The organism is Mangrovimicrobium sediminis (assembly GCF_004745945.1).
Lineage (GTDB): Bacteria > Pseudomonadota > Gammaproteobacteria > Pseudomonadales > Halieaceae > Mangrovimicrobium > Mangrovimicrobium sediminis.
On sequence record NZ_SRLE01000009.1, the window covers coordinates 409,834 to 427,704 of the forward strand.

The following is a 17,871-nucleotide window of genomic DNA, read 5'->3' on the forward strand; positions in this document are numbered from 1 at the left end:
CGGCCTCTCCCGTTGCTGTCCGGCTTAGAGTTTCTTCGCCTTCTCGAGGGCCTCATCGATGCTGCCAACCATGTAGAAGGCCTGCTCCGGCAGGTGGTCGTACTCACCGGCGAGAATGCCCTTGAAGCCGGCGATGGTGTCCTTCAGGGACACGTATTTGCCGGGGGAGCCGGTGAAGACTTCCGCCACGTGGAAGGGCTGCGACAGGAAACGCTCGATCTTACGCGCGCGGTCCACGGTCTGCTTGTCTTCCTCGGACAGTTCGTCCATACCCAGGATGGCGATGATGTCCTTGAGTTCCTTGTAGCGCTGCAGCACGTTCTGCACACCGCGGGCGGTGTCGTAGTGCTCGGCACCGATCAGCAGCGGGTCCAGCTGGCGCGAGGTGGAGTCCAGCGGGTCCACCGCGGGGTAGATACCCTTGGCGGCGATGTCACGGGACAGTACCACGGTCGCGTCAAGGTGAGCGAAGGTAGTCGCCGGCGAGGGGTCGGTCAGGTCGTCCGCCGGTACGTATACCGCCTGGATGGACGTGATCGAGCCGACCTTGGTGGAGGTGATGCGCTCCTGCAGTACACCCATCTCTTCGGCCAGGGTCGGCTGGTAGCCCACCGCGGAAGGCATACGGCCGAGCAGTGCAGATACTTCGGTACCGGCCAGGGTGTAACGGTAGATGTTGTCGATGAACAGCAGTACGTCACGGCCTTCGTCGCGGAATTTCTCCGCCATGGTCAGGCCGGTCAGGGCCACGCGCAGGCGGTTGCCGGGCGGCTCGTTCATCTGGCCGTACACCATCGCCACCTTGGACTCGGTGAAGGTCTCGGTGTTTACAACGCCGGACTCCTGCATCTCGTAGTAGAAGTCGTTACCTTCACGAGTACGCTCGCCCACGCCGGCAAACACGGACAGGCCGGAGTGCTGGATCGCGATGTTGTTGATCAGCTCCATCATGTTTACGGTCTTGCCCACGCCGGCGCCGCCGAACAGGCCGATCTTGCCGCCCTTGGCGAACGGGCAGACCAGGTCGATCACCTTGATGCCGGTTTCCAGCAGCTCTTCGGCCGCCGCCAGCTCTTCATAGGTGGGAGCCGCGCGGTGGATGGAGGCGCGCTCCTTTTCACCGATGGGGCCGCACTCGTCGATCGGGTTGCCCAGCACATCCATAATGCGACCGAGGGTTTCCAGACCTACCGGCACGGAAATCGGGGCACCGGTGTTGTCCACCGCCAGGCCGCGGGACAGGCCTTCGGAGGAGCCCAGCGCAATGGAACGGACCACGCCGTCGCCGAGCTGCTGCTGGACTTCCAGGGTCAGGCCCTTTTCGCCCACGGTCAGTGCGTCGTAGACCTGGGGCACGGCGTCACGCGGAAACTCCACGTCGATAACCGCGCCGATGATTTGTACGATGCGTCCGCTACTCATGTTCGGATCCTCTCTAAATAAATTCTTGGGTGTTACCCGGGGTTACCCGGGGTCAGAGCCCTTTTTTGCTCCGCAAAAAAGGGCTCTGACCCCATAAAATAGCCCCATTTAGTTCTTAGCTGATCGCCGCCGCGCCGCTGACGATTTCCGACAGCTCCTGGGTGATCGCCGCCTGGCGCGCCTTGTTGTAGATCAGCTGCAGGTCCTCGATCAGTTCGCCGGCGTTCTCGGTGGCGTTCTTCATCGCCATCATCCGCGCGGCCTGTTCGCAGGCACCGTTTTCCACCACCGCCTGGTACACCTGTGATTCGATGTAGCGCTTGAGCAGGCCTTCCAGCAGCTCCTTCGCATCGGGCTCGTACAGGTAGTCCCAGTGGTGTTTCATCTCGTCGGAGTCTTCCGGCTCCAGCGGCAGCATCTGTTCCACAGTGGGCGATTGCGTCATGGTGTTGACGAACTCGTTGCTCACCAGGTACAGGCGATCGATCGTGCCTGCTTCATAGGCGTCGAGCATTGCCTTCACGCCGCCGATCAGGTCGGCGATGGACGGCTCTTCACCCAGGTCACGCACCGCTGCGATGACGTTGCCGCCATAGCTGTTGAAAAATCCGGCCGCCTTGGCGCCCACCAGGCTGAGGTCAATGCCCACGCCCTGGTCGTTCCAGGCTTTCATCGCCTTGACCGTGGCCTTGAACAGGTTGATGTTCAGGCCGCCACACAGGCCGCGATCGGTGGAGACCACGATGTAGCCGACGCGCTTGACCTCGCGCTGCTCCATGTACATGTGGCGATACTCGGGCGCGGCGTTGGCCAGGTGACCGACCACGGCGCGCATGCGGCGGGCGTAGGGCTTGCCCAGCTGCATGCGCTCCTGGGCGCGGCGCATCTTGCTCGCCGCGACCATTTCCATCGCACTGGTGATCTTCTGCGTGCTCTGGATGCTCGAGATCTTGGTGCGGATTTCTTTTCCGACTGCCATCTACGAATCCTCGGCGCTTACCAGGTCTGGGTGGCTTTGAACTTCTCGATCGCGGACTTGAAGGTCTCTGCAATCTCGTCGCTGTAGTCGCCGGTCTCGACGATCTTGTTCATCAGCTCGCCGTGCTCGCCATGCATGTAAGCCAGCAGGGCGTCTTCGAAGGGGCCGATCTTGGCTACTTCGACGTCCTTCAGGTAGCCCTCGTTGGCGGCGTATAGGACGACGCCCATCTCGGCAACACTGCGCGGCGAGTACTGCTTCTGCTTCATCAGCTCGGTCACGCGCTCACCGTGGTCCAGCTGGGCCTTGGTGGCTTCGTCGAGGTCAGAGGCAAACTGCGAGAACGCCGCCAGTTCACGGTACTGCGCCAGCGCGGTACGGATACCGCCGGACAGCTTCTTCATGATCTTGGTCTGCGCCGCACCACCCACGCGGGATACGGAGATACCGGCGTTCATCGCCGGGCGCACGCCCGCGTTGAACATGTCGGCCTCGAGGAAGATCTGGCCATCGGTAATGGAGATCACGTTGGTCGGTACGAACGCGGACACGTCGCCGGCCTGGGTCTCGATCACCGGCAGTGCGGTGAGGGAACCGGTCTGGCCCTTAACGGCGCCGTCGGTGAACTTCTCGACGTAGTCGGCGTTGACCCGCGCGGCGCGCTCCAGCAGGCGGGAGTGCAGGTAGAACACGTCACCGGGGTAGGCTTCACGGCCCGGCGGGCGACGCAGCAGCAGGGAGATCTGGCGGTAGGCCCAGGCCTGCTTGGTCAGGTCGTCATAAATGATCAGGGCGTCTTCACCGCGGTCGCGGTAGTACTCGCCCATGGTGCAGCCGGCGAACGGCGCCAGGTACTGCATGGCGGCCGGGTCGGAGGCGGTCGCCGCAACCACGATGGTGTGGTCCATGGCGCCGTGCTCTTCCAGTTTGCGTACTACAGCCGCTACTGAGGAAGCCTTCTGGCCTACAGCGACATAGATACACTTAATGCCGCTGCCTTTCTGGTTGATGATCGCGTCGATGGCGATGGCGGTCTTACCGATCTGGCGGTCGCCGATGATCAGCTCGCGCTGGCCGCGGCCGATCGGCACCATGGCGTCGATAGCCTTGAGGCCAATCTGTACCGGCTGGTCTACCGACTGGCGGGCGATAACGCCCGGCGCCACTTTTTCCAGCGCGTCGGTCATGCCGGCATTGATCGGGCCCTTGCCGTCGATCGGGTTACCCAGGGCGTCTACCACGCGGCCCTGCAGCTCGGGGCCGACGGGCACTTCCAGGATACGACCGGTGCAGCGGCAGCTCTGGCCTTCAGCCAGTGCCTTGTAGTCGCCGAGGATAACCGCGCCGACAGAGTCGCGCTCCAGGTTCAGCGCCATACCGTAGACGCCGCCCTCGAACTCGATCATTTCGCCGTACATCACGTCGGCCAGGCCGTGGATGCGGATAATACCGTCGGTCACGGAGACCACGGTGCCTTCGTTGCGAGCTTCGCTGGTCACATCGAGCTGCTCGATGCGCTGCTTGATAATCTCGCTGATTTCAGATGGATTCAGTTGCTGCATGCTCTGTTCCTCAAATCCTGTATCCCGACGCCTGTCAGGAATTCATAGCCTCGGCCAGCTTGTTCAGGCGGCCGCGCACCGAACCGTCGATCACCAGATCCCCGGCCCTGATCAAGACGCCACCCAGCAGCGAGCTGTCGGTGGAGGTGCTGACCTGCACATCGCGTTCCAGTTTCCTGCCCAGTGCCTCGGACAGGCGCGCCGTCGTCGCGTCGTCGAGGTCGAAGGCGGAGATCACCTCGACGTCCACGCGCTTCTCCTGCGCCGATTTCAATTGCTCGAACAACGCGTAGATTTCCACCAGCAGACCGAGGCGCCGGTTGGCGGCGAGCACGCGCACGAAGTTCTTCACTTCGGCACCGGTGGCATCGCCGCACAGGTCGTTCAGCGCCTGCGCCTGTTGCTCGTGGGTGTACGACGGGTTGTCCAGCAGCTTGGCCACGCTCGCATCGGCGCTCACTGCCGCGCAGGTCGCGAGTTGTTCGGACCATTGCGCCAGCGCATCGCGCTCGCGGGCGAACTCGAACGCCGCGCGGGCGTAGGGGCGTGCCAGTGTGCTCAGTTCAGCCATGTGTCACCGCCTCAGAGCTCGGATGCCAGCTTCTCGACCAGGTCCGCGTGCGCGTTCTGGTCGATCGCCGCACCCAGCACTTTCTCCGCGCCGGCCAGGGACAGGGCTGCAACCTGGCTGCGCAGTTGCTCGCGAGCGCGGTTGGCTTCCAGCTCGATCTCTGCCTGGGCGGATGCCTTGACCCGGTCGGCCTCGGCTACCGCGGCATCCTTGGCCTCTTCCACCAACTGGTTGGCGCGCTTGTTGGCGGCATCGATGATGCCAGCGGCCTCTTCCTTGGCTTCCTTGAGTCGCTCGACGGCTTTCTCCTGGGCCAGTTCCAGATCGTGGCTGGCGCGATCCGCCGCGGCCAGGCCGTCGGCGATTTTCTGCTCGCGCTCCGCCATGGCAGCCAGGATCGGCGGCCATACGTACTTCATGCAGAACCACACGAAGATGACGAAGGCGACCATCTGCCCGATAAGCGTCAGATTGATATTCACGCTCTTCTCCTCACAGGTTGCTGGGGACCGCCAGACAAACGTGCGGCCCCGCGAATGGAATTCCGGTTAGCCAGCAACTACGAAGATCAGGTACATCGCGATACCAACACCGATAATGGGGATCGCGTCCACCAGGCCGGCGCCCAGGAAGAAGGTCACCTGCAGCTTGGGAGCCAGTTCAGGCTGGCGAGCAGAACCTTCGATGAGCTTTCCGCCCAGCAGGCCAACGCCGATGGCGGCACCCAGACCACCCAGACCCATCATGATGGCGGCAGCAACGTAAATCAGTTCCATGAGTTTCTCCTAACGTTAAGAACCAAAGTGTGGTTGATTAATGGTCTTCATGGGCCATGCTGAGGTAAACGATTGTCAGCACCATGAAGATGAAAGCCTGCAGGGTAATTACCAGGATGTGGAAAATCGCCCAGCCGATCTGCAGCAGTCCCGCGGGCACCATCCAGGCGATGCCGGCGCTGAACAGCGCTGCAATAAGAATGAAGATCATCTCGCCCGCGTACATGTTGCCGAACAGACGCAGGCCGAGGGAGAAGGGCTTGGCCAGCAGGCCAACCACTTCCATGAACAGGTTGATGGGGATAAATAGCGGGTGGTTGAAGGGGTTGAGAGTCAGCTCCTTGACGAAGCCGAAGCCCTTCACCTTGATCGAGTAGTAGAGCATGAGGATGAACACGCCCACCGCCATGCCCATGGTGATGTTGGGATCGGTGGATGGCACGATCTTCTGGTAGGGCACGCCCACCAGCATGAGCAGGTGCGGCACCAGGTCGACCGGGATCAGGTCCATCAGGTTCATCAGGAAGACCCAGACGAAAATGGTCAGGGCCAGCGGTGCGATAAGCTTGTTGTGGCCGTGGAAGGTGTCTTTCACGGTGTTGTCGACGAAGCCGACGATCATCTCGAACGCATTGACCATGCCGCTGGGCACGCCGGAGGAAGCTTTCTTGGCCACGCGGGTGAACAGCCAGCAGAAAATCACGCCGAGGCCGATGGACCACAGCATGGAATCCACGTGGATTGCGGTGAAGCCCATGGCTGACGCCTCGGCACCGCCGTGGGCGAAAGTCCAGACGCCACCTTCGGGCACCACGTGAACGCCGTCGGCGCCATGGCGCTCAAAACCAGCGGGCAACTTGCCGTAGGTGAGGTTGGTCAGGTGGTGGACGATGTATTCGGAAACGGTTTGTGTTTCGCCGGAAGCTGCCATCGATCGACTCTTGCCTATGCTACGTCTGCTTTCATCTTAGTGGCCGCACCAAAAGCAGCCAGCTACCAATAATCTGTACTGCCAGCATCGCCAGGTACCCGGCGAAAACCGCGAGGCCGTCTATCGGTCTCAGGGTTGCAAAGACCACGGCGAAACCGGCTGCGCTGAGCGCGAACTTGCCGACTTCACCGGCATAGCTCGAGCGGGCGATCATCCTTGCTGAACCCGCGCCGCGGCGGCGGAACGCCAGCGTCGCGAAATACGCCTGGGGAACGATGGCCACCATGCCACCCGCGGCCAGGGACTGGGTCATGACCGTGTCGTGCGCCAACGTAAGAAGGCACGCGCAGGTCAGGATCGCCAGTTGAGCCAGGGTGATGCGATGGACGGGAGGACGGGCTATTTCAGCACCTTTCATGGGTGCCTCGCCGCGCTCTCCACACCATATGCCACACGGGGTTGTTCCTCGTACAGGGCGGCGCGCATTATAGGTTGATTACCCGGGGGGTTCAACTCAACCGGCACCGACCAAAGTATTAATTTTCCCCGCATTTCGCGGGCAGTTCACCGCGGTTTTTCTGGGAATTGAATGGCGCTTCCGGCCTGAGCGCCCATCTTGTGCCTGGTCATAAATTGACCACTATATCCTGTGTTCTCCGCCCACTTGCGAGACTGCTGGAAGCGGGCCGGAAATCGTTCTGGTTCAGGCTATTTAATGTGGCCGAGAATACCGTCCAGCTCGTCCAGGGAATTGTAGTTCAGGATAAGTTTGCCCTTGCCCCGGGCGGAGTGCTGGATCTGGACTTTGGCCCCGAGTTTCTGCGACAGCTCGTCCTGCAACTGGCGGACATTCGGGTCCAGCGTCGGCGGGGCTGCCGCCGGCTTTTCACGCACCGCCTGCAGGTGGCGGACCAGTGCCTCGGTCTGGCGCACCGACAGCCCCTTGGCCACCACCTGGCCGGCGGCGTGGGACTGCTCGCCGGCCTCCAGGGCGAGCAGGGCGCGGGCATGACCCATTTCCAGGTCGCCGTGCTCCAGCAGGCGGCGCACATCCTCCTGCAGGCTGAGCAGGCGCAACAGGTTGGCCACCGTGGAGCGCGACTTGCCCACCGCCTCGGCGACCTCCTGCTGGGTCAGCTCGAATTCCTCCTGCAGGCGCTGCAGGGCGAGAGCTTCCTCCACCGGATTGAGGTCCTCGCGCTGGATATTCTCGATCAGGGCCATGGCGATGGCCGCCTCGTCCGGCACATCGCGCACTACCGCGGGAATGCTGTCGAGACCGGCCAGCTGGGTGGCGCGCCAGCGACGCTCGCCGGCGATGATCTCGTAGCGGTTGGCAGAGATCGGCCGCACCACAATGGGTTGCATGACCCCCTGGGCCTTGATGCTGTCGGCCAGTTCCTGCAGGGATTCCGGTTCGATGTCGCGGCGCGGCTGGTACTTGCCGCGCTGGATGAGATCGACGGGCAGATCGCGCAACTGACGGTCGGCGTCCGCCGCGTCGGCGCCGGCACCGCTACTGGTGTCGACAGGTGCGGTGGCGCTGGCGCCGAGCAGCGCATCCAGGCCGCGGCCCAGCGAGCGTTTCTTCCCCGCCATGTTCAATCTCCGTTCATTCGGTGGTCTGGGCCAGCGCCGGGTCGGCAGCCTGGCCGGCGCGCTCGGCGCGGCGCAGGATCTCGCCGGCCAGCGCCATGTAGGCCTTGGCGCCGCGCGAGTAGCGATCGTAGTACATGACCGGAACGCCGTGGCTGGGTGCCTCCGCAAGGCGGATGTTGCGCGGGATCACGGTGCGGTACACCTTGTCGCCGAAATGTTCGTGCAGCTGGTTGGAAACCTCGTTGGTCAGCGAGTTGCGCGGATCGTACATGGTGCGCAGGATGCCTTCCACGACAAGCTCCGGGTTCACCGACTGGGCGATACGGCCGATGGTGCCGAGCAGGTCGGACAGGCCTTCGAGCGCGAAGTACTCGCACTGCATGGTAATCAGCACGCCGTCCGCTGCCACCATGGCGTTCAGGGTCAGCATGTTGAGGGTGGGCGGGCAGTCGATCAGCACATAGTCGTAAATCGCGCTGCCCACGGACAGCGCGGCGCGCAGGCGGCGCTCCTTGTGCTCGACATCGACCAGTTCCACCTCGGCGGCGATCACGTCGCGGTTGGAGGGCACCACGTCGAAACCGCCCTGCTCCGGCCGTTGCACCACGTCGGCGATGGTCGCCATGTGCACCAACACGTCGTAGATGCTGTGCTGCACCGAGTACTTGTCGATGCCGCTGCCCATGGTGGCGTTGCCCTGGGGGTCGAGGTCGATGAGCAGCACGCGCTTTTTCATCGCGGCCAGGGAAGCGGCGAGGTTGACGCAGGTAGTGGTCTTGCCGACCCCGCCTTTCTGGTTAGCGATTGCGATGATTCTTGCCACGTATCCCGGTTCCGTCAGTTGCCGCTGGGCTCGCGCAGTGCCATTTCGACCAGGTGACGCTGGGCGTCCAGTCCGGGTACGGAAAGCGGGTGCACCGCGCGGATGTCACACAACTCCCCCAGGGCATCCAGTTCCGCCTGGGGGTAGGCACCTTTCATGGCGAGAAACACGCCTTCCGGGCCCGGCAGGTGGCGGCAGCCGATAACCATGTCCCGCAGCGATGCAAATGCCCGGGACAATACGGCATCGAACTGTCCGCCATCGCGGAACTGTTCCACCCGCGCCTGGTGAACGGCCATATTATCCAAGCCCAGGGCAGTTTTCACCTGGAACAGGAAACGGGTCTTCTTGCCGTTGCTGTCCAGCAGGTGTATCTCGCGCTCGGGAAACAGTATGGCCAGGGGTACGCCAGGCAGGCCGCCGCCGGTGCCGACGTCGATCAGGCGCTGGCCGTGCACGAAGGGCGCAATCGCCAGGCTGTCGAGCAGGTGCAGGCGCACCATGTCCAGCGGCTCGCGCACGGCGGTGAGGTTATAGGCGCCGTTCCACTTTGCCAGCAGCTCGAGGTAAGTGAGTAACTGCTCCTGCTCGCGTCCACTGGTGCCAACACCCAGGGTCTCGCAGCCCCGTGCCAGCTCAGTTGCGCAGGCGGCCTCCAAGTCAGGCCAGTTTACGCGGGTCGGCGTCGTCGGGCGCCGCAGCACCGGACGCCCCGAGTGCACCGCGCTTCTTCAGGTAGATGAGCAGTAGGGACACCGCCGCCGGCGTCACGCCGGGAATACGGCTGGCGCGCGCCAGGGTCTCGGGACGGGCCGCCTCGAGTTTCTGGCGGACCTCGTTGGACAGCCCATCGACCCGCTGGTAGTCGAGGTCTGCGGGCAGGCGGGTGTTCTCGTGCCGGCGCAGGCGTTCGATCTCTTCCTGCTGGCGATCGATATACCCGGCGTACTTGGCCTGGATGGTGACCTGCTGCGCGGCCTGCGCGTCGTCCACCGGTTCACCCTTGAGACTGGCGATATCCGTGTATTCGAGTTCCGGGCGGCGCAGCAGGTCGAGCAGCGAATACTCCCGGGTCAGCGGTGCACTGACCAGCGGTTCCAGGGCGCTCGCCTCGGGGCTGCCGGGCTGGATCCAGGTACCGGCAAGGCGCGTACGCTCGAGCTCGATGGCCTCGCTCTTGGCTTCGAAACGGCGCCAGCGGGTGTCATCGACCAGGCCCATATCGCGGCCCGCGGGGGTCAGGCGCAGGTCGGCGTTGTCTTCGCGCAGCAGCAGTCGATGCTCCGCACGAGAAGTAAACATGCGGTAGGGCTCGGCGGTGCCCATGGTAATCAGGTCGTCAACCAGAACGCCGATATAGGCCTCGTCGCGGCGCGGGCACCAGGCCTCCTGGCCACGCACCGCCAGTGCCGCGTTGAGGCCGGCGAGCAGCCCCTGGGCCGCGGCTTCCTCGTAACCGGTGGTGCCGTTGATCTGTCCTGCCAGGTACAGGCCCGGCAATACTTTCGATTCCAGCGAGTAATTCAGGTCGCGCGGGTCGAAGAAGTCGTATTCGATCGCGTATCCCGGCCGGGTGATGTGCGCGTTCTCGAAGCCCTTGATGGAGTGCACCAGGTCGACCTGCACATCGAAGGGCAGGCTGGTGGAGATACCGTTGGGGTACAGCTCGGGCGTAGTCAGGCCCTCCGGCTCGATGAAGACCTGGTGGGAGTTCTTGTCGGCGAAGCGGTGGATCTTGTCTTCGATGCTCGGGCAGTACCGCGGGCCGATGCCCTCGATCACCCCGGAAAACAACGGCGAGCGATCCAGGCCGCCGCGAATGATGTCATGGGTGCGCTCGTTGGTGTGGGTAATCCAGCAACAGCGTTGTTCCGGGTGCTCCGCGGCGCTGCCGACGAATGACATGACCGGAATGGGTTCGTCACCCCACTGCTCTTCGAGGCCGGAAAAATCCACGCTGCGCGCATCGATGCGCGGCGGCGTCCCGGTTTTCAGGCGCTCGACGCGAAACGGCAGTTCACGCAGGCGGCGCGCCAGCGCGATGGACGGCGGGTCCCCCGCGCGGCCGCCGGCACTGTTCTCCATGCCGATGTGCAGCTTGCCGCCGAGGAAAGTGCCTGTGGTCAGCACGACGCGTGGCGCGCGGAATACCACGCCCATCTGCGTCACCACGCCGGCAACGGTATCGCCGTCCAGCAGCAGGTCGTCCACTGCCTGCTGGAAAATCCAAAGGTTTTCCTGGCCCTCGAGGATCTGGCGGATGGCGTTGCGGTAGAGCACGCGGTCGGCTTGTGCACGGGTGGCGCGTACGGCAGGACCTTTGCGCGAATTCAGGGTGCGGAACTGGATGCCGGCGCGGTCGGTGGCGCGCGCCATGGCGCCGCCCAGTGCGTCTACCTCTTTCACCAGGTGGCTCTTGCCGATCCCGCCAATTGCCGGGTTGCAGGACATCTGGCCCAGGGTATCCACGCTGTGGCTGAGCAACAGGGTACGACAGCCCATGCGCGCGGCCGCGAGGCAGGCCTCGGTACCGGCGTGGCCGCCGCCGACCACGATCACATCGAACTGTTGTTTGAAATCCACGCGCAGGCCCTCACCTGTGGGCAAAACCGGGGGCGCGATTATACGTGCGCTACGCCCGCTGATCAAAAAATGTTCGCCTGTTTCCAGGTGGCTTTACAACCGCTTTTGCACCACCGGTAGGCACTTGGACAAGCGGTTACCGGCTTGTGTAAAGTGCAAACATCCAGGCCCGGCACCCGCAGCGGGCGACGCTAGAGGGACGACTCGCAATGGACTGGCTACTGGCCCTGATGGCCCTGATCAACCTGGTGGTCATGTACACCGTCTTCCAGCCGCGCACCACCGTGCGCGACAGCATCCCCTGGGGCGCGTTCGGCGTCACCTTGCTGGCCACTGAACTGGCCTGGTTCTGGCTGCCACTTCAGGTAACGCTCAGCCTGCTCATGTGTATCGGCGGCGCCCTTTCCACCGCGCTGGGTGAACTTGCCCTGCTGGTCCTGCTGGTAACCTGGGCGGGCTTCGGCTGGAGCATCTGGCAGGCCCTGCACGCCGACGAGGTCCTGGAATCCGCCCTGGAAAGCGGCCTGGGCAGCGATTACCGCCGGGACATACCGACCGAACGCAGCGAACAACTGCGCGAATCGGTCAGCTTCGACGACTGGAAACACCCGTTCCGCTGGCCGCGACCGGGCGTAGAAGTGTTGCGCGATATTCCTTACGCCCCCGGCGGCATGCGCCAGCAGCTGGATATCTACCGGCCCGAATTCATCCCCGAGGGCGGCTGCCCGGTCCTGCTGCAGATTCACGGCGGTGCCTGGACCCTGAGCAAGAAAGACGACCAGGCACTGCCCCTCATGTATCACCTGGCGGCCCGCGGCTGGATCTGCGTCGCCGCCAACTACCGCCTCAGCCCCAGCGTGGGTTTCCCTACCCATCTCGAAGACTGCAAACGCGCCCTGTGCTGGGTGCGTGAAAACGGGAAAGCCTACGGCATGGATACCGGGTTCGTCGCGGTTACCGGTGGGTCCGCCGGGGGTCACCTGGCGGCGCTGATGGGCCTGACCGCCAACCTGCCCGAACTACAGACCGACCATCCGCTGGTCGACACCAGTCTGCAGGCCGCAGTCCCCTTCTACGGGCTGTACGATTTCCTGGGCCGCTACGACCAGCACCACAGTCGCGAAACCCTGCTGAAATTCCTGCGCCACCGGGTGATGTACGAAACCGAGGAGGAGAACCCGAAGTTATGGGACCTCGCCTCGCCGATTACCCACCTGCGCGAGGACGCGCCGCCGTTCATGGTCCTGCACGGGACCCACGACAGCCTGATACCCGTAGATGATGCCAGGGTCTTCGTGCAGCGCCTGCGCAGCGTATCGACAGCGCCGGTGGTGTATGCAGAGATGCCCTGGGCGGAGCACGGTTTCGAGCTGCTGCACAGTATCCGCGCCGAACACACGATCAACGCCGTGCACCGTTTTCTCGAGTGGTCCCTGGCGCAGCACAGGATGCAAGCGGCGCAGGACGTTGATGCGGAAACAGCAGCGGGCGAGTGATTTTGGGTCGCTGGTTCTGCTGCGCTGATCCCGTATAGCTAATTCAGGCGAGCTAATCCAGGAAAGCTATTTCAGAAAAACCAGGCCTGCAGAACCAGTCATGCAAATCTGGCAAGGCAAAACTAGGCTAAGCGAGCCTCACACCATGCCAGCAGGTCCGCCAGCACCTGCTCGCGTTCCGGCTCATTGAATATCTCGTGGTACAGGCCCGGGTAGAGCTTCAGCGTTTTTTCCGTCGAACTGGCGTTTTCCACCAGGAATTTCGCACCCGCGGGCGCCGTCATGGCGTCGGCCTCCCCGTGCATGACCAGCAGGGGCAGCGCGATGCGGCCAACCTCCGCCTGCACGCGCAACATGGTGGCAAACAACTCGCTGACAAACCGCGCGGACATCTTGCCGTGGTTCACCAGCGGGTCGCTCACATAGGCGCTCACCACTGACGGGTCGCGACTCACGCCGCCCGCGTCGAGTTGCATGACCCCGGCTTTCGGCAACAGCGCGGACAACAGCTTGATGATCCACACCTGCACCGGCCCGGGCGTGAGTTCCGTCATGATCGCCGGGCCGGACAGGGCGCAGGCGCGGAACTCATCACCGTGATCGAGGACATAGGCCGCACTGATCAGCCCGCCCATGCTGTGACCGAGCAGGATCACCGGCAGGCCGGGGGCGTCCTGCTCCACCTGGCGACGGAAAATCGCCAGCGTTTCGAGGTAGTCCGAGAAGCGTTCGACATGGCCGTAGTCGCCATCGGAACGGCCGTGTCCGATGTGGTCAAGCGCCGCGACCATGAAGCCGTGGGCGCAGAAGAATTCGGCGAGAGCCTGGTAGCGCGACGAATGTTCGCCGGCACCGTGTACCACCAGCAGCACCGCGCGCGGCGGCAACTCGGGCATCCAGTACTGGTAGTAGACCGATAAGCCCGAAGGTCCATTGAAGCGGCCATCCCTGTGCTGCATATCTGCCTCGCTGTCTCACTCGTCGGAGCCCCGCCGGCGCGGACAGGCCGGCTCTTGTGCGGCCTGCCGGAAGTTGGATAGCATGCGGGGGCGAGATCAATAATAACACCATGGAGTCAGCGTATGTCTGAGTATCACGTGGTACCCCCGTTACTTGGTCTGGCCGGTCTGGCAGTCGCATTTGTCATCTATCACATCCTCGTGCGCCACAATCACGGCGACGGTACCATCAAGCATATCGGCGACCAGATACACCTGGGCGCGATGGTGTTCATGCAACGCGAATACCGCATGCTGGGCATTTTCGCCGCGGTGTTGCTCACCGGCCTGTTCGTTTCACCGCTGGGCAAAGACACCGCTATCGCTTTCCTGGTCGGTGCGCTCTCCTCGGCAGTCGCCGGTTTCCTCGGCATGTTCGCGGCCACCAAGGCGAACGTGCGAACCGCGGTGGCGGCACACAATCATGGTGCCGACGCCGCCCTGGCGATCTCTTTCTACGGCGGTTCGATCATGGGGCTTTGCGTGGCCTCGCTGGGCCTGGTCGGCCTTGGGGGTCTCTACTGGCTGTTCGGCGCCAGCGAGGAGTCCGCACACGCAATCCACGGCTTCGGCATGGGCGCTTCCACCGTCGCGCTGTTTTCCCGTGTCGGCGGCGGCATCTACACCAAGAGCGCCGATGTCGGGGCGGACCTGGTGGGCAAGGTGGAAGCGGGAATACCCGAAGACGACCCGCGCAACCCCGGCGTCATCGCCGACAACGTCGGCGACAATGTCGGCGATATTGCCGGCATGGGGTCGGATATTTTTGAATCGTATTGCGGTGCGATGATCGCCTGTATCGCCATCGCCTCCACCCTGGCGATCGCCGAGCGCGACGCCATGATGTTCCTGCCGCTGGCGCTGGCCAGTATCGGGCTGCTGGCCTCCCTGTTCGGCATTCTCGTCGTGCGCCTGCGCAACAAGGCGGCGCCGGAAGTGGCCCTGCGCTCGGGCACTCTCGCCGCACCTGTGGTGTTTGTTGCGGCGGCGTGGTTCCTGATCACCTGGCTGGGGCTCGACAAGACGATCTGGTGGTCAGTGGTATGCGGGGCCGTGGGTGGTGTCGTTATCGGCTTGGTGACCGAGTACTACACCGGTGCGGCGCCGGTAAGACGCATTGCCAAGGCTGGCGGCACCGGCCCGGCCACCGTGATGATCACCGGATTGGCGGTGGGCATGCAATCGGTGGTCATACCGATCCTGGTGCTGGCGGGGATCATATTTATCTCCACCTGGCTGGCGGACCTGTACGGTGTCGGCATCGCCGCTGTGGGTATGCTCGCCACGGTCGGCATCACCATGGCGATCGACGCCTACGGTCCGGTGGCGGACAATGCCGGCGGCATCGCCGAGATGGCCGGGATGGGCGAGGAGACCCGGCGTATCACTGACAGCCTGGACGAAGTCGGCAATACCACCGCCGCCATCGGCAAGGGTTTTGCCATCGGCGCAGCAGCCCTGGCTGCGCTGGCGATCATCGCGGCCTTCGTGCAGACCGTGGAGTTACACGACCCGGGCTTTACGCTGGAGTTATCCGATCCCCTGGTGCTGGTAGGCATGTTCATCGGTGGCTCGATTCCCTTCCTGATCGCCTCCATCACCATGACCGCCGTGGGCGAGGCCGCATTCGACATGATCACCGAGATCCGCCGGCAGTTTCACGAGATTCCCGGGCTGCTCGAGGGCACGGCAGAACCGGATACCGCCCGCTGCGTGGATATCGCGACCACTGCGGCGCTGCGCCGCATGTTGTTGCCGGGGGCTATCGCCGTAGCATCACCGGTTTTGGTGGGATTCGGCCTGGGCGCGGCTTCGCTGGGGGGAATGCTCGGTGGCGCATTGCTCGCCTGCGTGCTGATGGCACTGATGATGGCCAACGCCGGTGGCGCCTGGGACAACGCCAAGAAGTATGTCGAAAAGGGCAACCTGGGCGGCAAGGGTTCGGATACACACTCCGCCGTCGTAGTGGGAGACACGGTGGGTGACCCCTTCAAGGACACCTCGGGTCCTTCGATGAATATCCTGATAAACGTGATGGCGATCGTCAGCCTGGTAATCGCGCCGCTCCTTTAGGGGGCAGCGCAATGCCTTGCGGGACCTGGATGAGAAAGGGTGCGGGGGTCTTGAAGGGTGCGAACTTCCCTGTCCGCTAAAGTGCGACCCTGCACCCGGACAGTATCTCGCGCACGGGAACGTAATCAATTACACGCGATTACAGTGTGGAAATTCAGTTTCTTGTTCCCAGCTTGATCTGTATGGCCGTCGCCAGGGCAGGTTTGTTGTCGTTTCGGAAGCGGTTAATGGTTATTAGGTATATAGAAATATATATAGATAAATATATATAGAACTATTGTTGTTATAGTTATTAGGGCCGCCCCCGTCTGTGTAAAATCCCGTTTATTTTCTTAAAAACAAAAACTTACAGAAAGTATAACCGGGGCCATAAATCCTGATTTAACGCTGGATTCGCACTGGGTAGCCGTTGGATGTATTGGGGACAAAATCGGCCTCTCCGCGATCTCTATGTTTATCCCATTATTGTCCACCGCCCGGTACCCATTGGTGTCCACGGGTTATACCCGTTCCCGGGTGGTTGATTACGCAGCCCGGGACAACATGCCAGGAAGCTGTGCCCAGGCTGTGGATGGTTATGTGGACTGTGAGCCAGCTGTGGATGTCGTATGGTCTGGCTGTGGACTACCTGCGGACGACTTGCTGAGTCCGTACAAATCACTTGCCGATGCAGAAGCTGCTGAAGATTTCACCCAGGAGCTGATCCGAGCTGACCTGGCCGGTGATTTCGCCCAGTGCCTGCTGGCAGGCTCGCAGGTCTTCTGCCAGTAACTCACCGGCGCCGGCACCCTCGAGCTGGGACCAGCCCTCGAGCAGTGCGCTGTGCGCCTCGTCCAGGGATTGCAGATGTCGGCGCCGGGCGCTGAAACTCCCTTCGCCGGCATAACCCATGCTCTGTTTGAGGTGAGTTTTCAGCAGTTCGAGACCGTCCCCGGTCCGGGCGGACAGGCGCACGGTGGTGAACGTCTCGAACTCCTCGATAGTTGGCCCAAGGGCGCTGATATCGCATTTGTTGAGAATCACTGTGACCGGGATTTCGCGCTGCATTTGAGCGTGAAATTCCGGCCATAAATCGCGCGGGTCCGGGCTGGTAAAACCCGCGCTGCCGTCTACCACCAGCAGGACATGATCCGCCGTGGCAATCTCGTGCCAGGCCCGGCGAATACCTTCTCGCTCGATCGCATCTGGGCTTTCACGCAGGCCTGCGGTATCCACGATGTGCAGAGGCAGGCCGTCTATCTGGATGTGCTCGCGCAGCACGTCACGGGTGGTGCCTTCGATCGGCGTGACGATGGCGGTTTCCTGCCCGGAGAGCGCGTTGAGCAGGCTGGATTTGCCGGCGTTCGGACGCCCGGCGATGACCAGTTTCATCCCCTCGCGCAGCAGCGCTCCCTGGCGCGCCTGGGCCTGGACCTGTTCGAGGTGCTCGATCAGTGACTGCAATTGCCGGCTTACCTCGCCATCGCCTATGAAATCGATCTCCTCTTCGGGGAAGTCGATTGCCGCCTCGACATAGACCCGCAGGCGTATGACCCGCGCTACAAGATCGTCGATCGCGTTGGAAAACGCACCCTGCAGGGAGCGGTTGGCGTTGCGAGCGGCGTGCTCGGTGGTGCTGTTGATCAGGTCCGCTATCGCCTCGGCCTGCGCCAGGTCGAGTTTGTCATTCAGGTAGGCGCGTTCGGAGAACTCGCCCGGGCGGGCGCTGCGGGCGCCCAGTGCCAGGCAGGTGTTGACCAGCAGATCGAGTACGACAGGTCCGCCGTGACCCTGTAGTTCAGTCACGTCCTCACCGGTAAACGAATGTGGCGCAGGAAAATACAGTGCAATACCGGAATCGATGGGTTCACCCTGCGTATCGCTGAACGTGCAGTAATGCGCGTGGCGCGGCTGCAGGGGCTGGTGGGCAATCTTCGCGGCGATGCTGTGCGCCAGCGGGCCGGAGAGCCGGACAATCCCGATGCCGCCGCGGCCCGGTGCGGTAGCGATGGCGACGATGGTGTCGCCGTCGGTCGGCAGCTGGCTCATCGGCTCCTGCGGCGATTTGCGTGCGGCGCC

Annotated in this window: 16 protein-coding genes; 2 read left to right on the forward strand and 14 right to left on the reverse strand. The window is 63.0% G+C overall.

Annotated features, from left to right (window positions below):
• Positions 1-24 precede the first annotated feature (24 nt).
• From atpD to mnmG, 12 genes are all read right to left on the reverse strand, one after another.
• Positions 25-1,422 carry a F0F1 ATP synthase subunit beta gene (atpD, locus tag E4634_RS14785; RefSeq protein ID WP_135445225.1) on the reverse strand — a complete coding sequence of 466 codons (1,398 nt, stop codon included), beginning with the start codon at positions 1,420-1,422 and terminating at the stop codon, positions 25-27.
• Positions 1,423-1,537: 115 nt separating this feature from the next.
• Positions 1,538-2,401: a F0F1 ATP synthase subunit gamma gene (gene atpG / locus E4634_RS14790; protein ID WP_135445227.1), complete on the reverse strand. Its 864-nt coding sequence runs from the start codon at positions 2,399-2,401 to the stop codon at positions 1,538-1,540.
• A 17-nt stretch (positions 2,402-2,418) separates the two neighbouring features.
• Complete coding sequence (gene atpA / locus E4634_RS14795) at positions 2,419-3,963, reverse strand: F0F1 ATP synthase subunit alpha (RefSeq protein WP_135445229.1); 1,545 nt, start codon at positions 3,961-3,963, stop codon at positions 2,419-2,421.
• A gap of 34 nt (positions 3,964-3,997) precedes the next feature.
• The gene (locus E4634_RS14800) at positions 3,998-4,534 is read right to left on the reverse strand and encodes a F0F1 ATP synthase subunit delta (RefSeq protein WP_135445231.1); all 537 of its coding nucleotides are present in this window, start codon (positions 4,532-4,534) and stop codon (positions 3,998-4,000) included.
• A gap of 11 nt (positions 4,535-4,545) precedes the next feature.
• The gene (locus tag E4634_RS14805) at positions 4,546-5,016 is read right to left on the reverse strand and encodes a F0F1 ATP synthase subunit B (protein WP_135445233.1); all 471 of its coding nucleotides are present in this window, start codon (positions 5,014-5,016) and stop codon (positions 4,546-4,548) included.
• Between the two features lie 66 nt (positions 5,017-5,082).
• A complete protein-coding gene (atpE, locus tag E4634_RS14810; RefSeq protein ID WP_009020576.1) occupies positions 5,083-5,310 on the reverse strand; it encodes a F0F1 ATP synthase subunit C in 228 nt (75 codons plus the stop codon).
• A gap of 37 nt (positions 5,311-5,347) precedes the next feature.
• Positions 5,348-6,241, reverse strand: a complete 894-nt coding sequence (atpB, locus tag E4634_RS14815; RefSeq protein WP_135445235.1) for a F0F1 ATP synthase subunit A — start codon at positions 6,239-6,241, stop codon at positions 5,348-5,350.
• Between the two features lie 31 nt (positions 6,242-6,272).
• The gene (locus E4634_RS14820; RefSeq protein WP_135445237.1) at positions 6,273-6,659 is read right to left on the reverse strand and encodes an ATP synthase subunit I; all 387 of its coding nucleotides are present in this window, start codon (positions 6,657-6,659) and stop codon (positions 6,273-6,275) included.
• A gap of 290 nt (positions 6,660-6,949) precedes the next feature.
• Positions 6,950-7,840: a ParB/RepB/Spo0J family partition protein gene (locus E4634_RS14825; RefSeq protein ID WP_135445239.1), complete on the reverse strand. Its 891-nt coding sequence runs from the start codon at positions 7,838-7,840 to the stop codon at positions 6,950-6,952.
• A 13-nt stretch (positions 7,841-7,853) separates the two neighbouring features.
• Positions 7,854-8,663: a ParA family protein gene (locus E4634_RS14830; RefSeq protein WP_135445241.1), complete on the reverse strand. Its 810-nt coding sequence runs from the start codon at positions 8,661-8,663 to the stop codon at positions 7,854-7,856.
• A gap of 14 nt (positions 8,664-8,677) precedes the next feature.
• Positions 8,678-9,322: a 16S rRNA (guanine(527)-N(7))-methyltransferase RsmG gene (gene rsmG / locus E4634_RS14835; protein WP_135445243.1), complete on the reverse strand. Its 645-nt coding sequence runs from the start codon at positions 9,320-9,322 to the stop codon at positions 8,678-8,680.
• 1 nt (position 9,323) lies between these two features.
• Complete coding sequence (gene mnmG, locus E4634_RS14840; RefSeq protein WP_135445244.1) at positions 9,324-11,246, reverse strand: tRNA uridine-5-carboxymethylaminomethyl(34) synthesis enzyme MnmG; 1,923 nt, start codon at positions 11,244-11,246, stop codon at positions 9,324-9,326.
• A gap of 209 nt (positions 11,247-11,455) precedes the next feature.
• Between mnmG and E4634_RS14845 the strand changes: the two genes are divergently transcribed.
• Positions 11,456-12,742 (forward strand): alpha/beta hydrolase, encoded by a 1,287-nt coding sequence (locus E4634_RS14845; RefSeq protein WP_135445245.1) that lies wholly within the window; start codon positions 11,456-11,458, stop codon positions 12,740-12,742.
• A 122-nt stretch (positions 12,743-12,864) separates the two neighbouring features.
• Here the strand turns inward: E4634_RS14845 and E4634_RS14850 are convergent, their stop codons facing one another.
• A complete protein-coding gene (locus E4634_RS14850) occupies positions 12,865-13,701 on the reverse strand; it encodes an alpha/beta hydrolase (RefSeq protein ID WP_135445247.1) in 837 nt (278 codons plus the stop codon).
• A 123-nt stretch (positions 13,702-13,824) separates the two neighbouring features.
• Here E4634_RS14850 and E4634_RS14855 point away from each other — a divergent pair, with 123 nt between their 5' ends.
• The gene (locus tag E4634_RS14855; protein WP_135445249.1) at positions 13,825-15,813 is read left to right on the forward strand and encodes a sodium-translocating pyrophosphatase; all 1,989 of its coding nucleotides are present in this window, start codon (positions 13,825-13,827) and stop codon (positions 15,811-15,813) included.
• 657 nt (positions 15,814-16,470) lie between these two features.
• Here E4634_RS14855 and mnmE read toward each other — a convergent pair.
• Positions 16,471-17,841, reverse strand: coding sequence for a tRNA uridine-5-carboxymethylaminomethyl(34) synthesis GTPase MnmE (gene mnmE / locus E4634_RS14860; RefSeq protein ID WP_135445251.1), 1,371 nt, complete (start codon positions 17,839-17,841; stop codon positions 16,471-16,473).
• Positions 17,842-17,871: the final 30 nt, after the last annotated feature.

What these genes read in the sequence shown, in the direction of transcription:
- atpD (WP_135445225.1), bottom strand. Translation starts at nt 1,422, where the DNA reads ATGAGTAGCGGACGCATCGTACAAATCATCGGCGCGGTTATCGACGTG.
- atpG (WP_135445227.1), bottom strand. Translation starts at nt 2,401, where the DNA reads ATGGCAGTCGGAAAAGAAATCCGCACCAAGATCTCGAGCATCCAGAGC.
- atpA (WP_135445229.1), bottom strand. Translation starts at nt 3,963, where the DNA reads ATGCAGCAACTGAATCCATCTGAAATCAGCGAGATTATCAAGCAGCGC.
- E4634_RS14800 (WP_135445231.1), bottom strand. Translation starts at nt 4,534, where the DNA reads ATGGCTGAACTGAGCACACTGGCACGCCCCTACGCCCGCGCGGCGTTC.
- atpE (WP_009020576.1), bottom strand. Translation starts at nt 5,310, where the DNA reads ATGGAACTGATTTACGTTGCTGCCGCCATCATGATGGGTCTGGGTGGT.
- atpB (WP_135445235.1), bottom strand. Translation starts at nt 6,241, where the DNA reads ATGGCAGCTTCCGGCGAAACACAAACCGTTTCCGAATACATCGTCCAC.
- E4634_RS14820 (WP_135445237.1), bottom strand. Translation starts at nt 6,659, where the DNA reads ATGAAAGGTGCTGAAATAGCCCGTCCTCCCGTCCATCGCATCACCCTG.
- E4634_RS14825 (WP_135445239.1), bottom strand. Translation starts at nt 7,840, where the DNA reads ATGGCGGGGAAGAAACGCTCGCTGGGCCGCGGCCTGGATGCGCTGCTC.
- E4634_RS14845 (WP_135445245.1), top strand. Translation starts at nt 11,456, where the DNA reads ATGGACTGGCTACTGGCCCTGATGGCCCTGATCAACCTGGTGGTCATG.
- E4634_RS14850 (WP_135445247.1), bottom strand. Translation starts at nt 13,701, where the DNA reads ATGCAGCACAGGGATGGCCGCTTCAATGGACCTTCGGGCTTATCGGTC.
- E4634_RS14855 (WP_135445249.1), top strand. Translation starts at nt 13,825, where the DNA reads ATGTCTGAGTATCACGTGGTACCCCCGTTACTTGGTCTGGCCGGTCTG.
- mnmE (WP_135445251.1), bottom strand. Translation starts at nt 17,841, where the DNA reads ATGAGCCAGCTGCCGACCGACGGCGACACCATCGTCGCCATCGCTACC.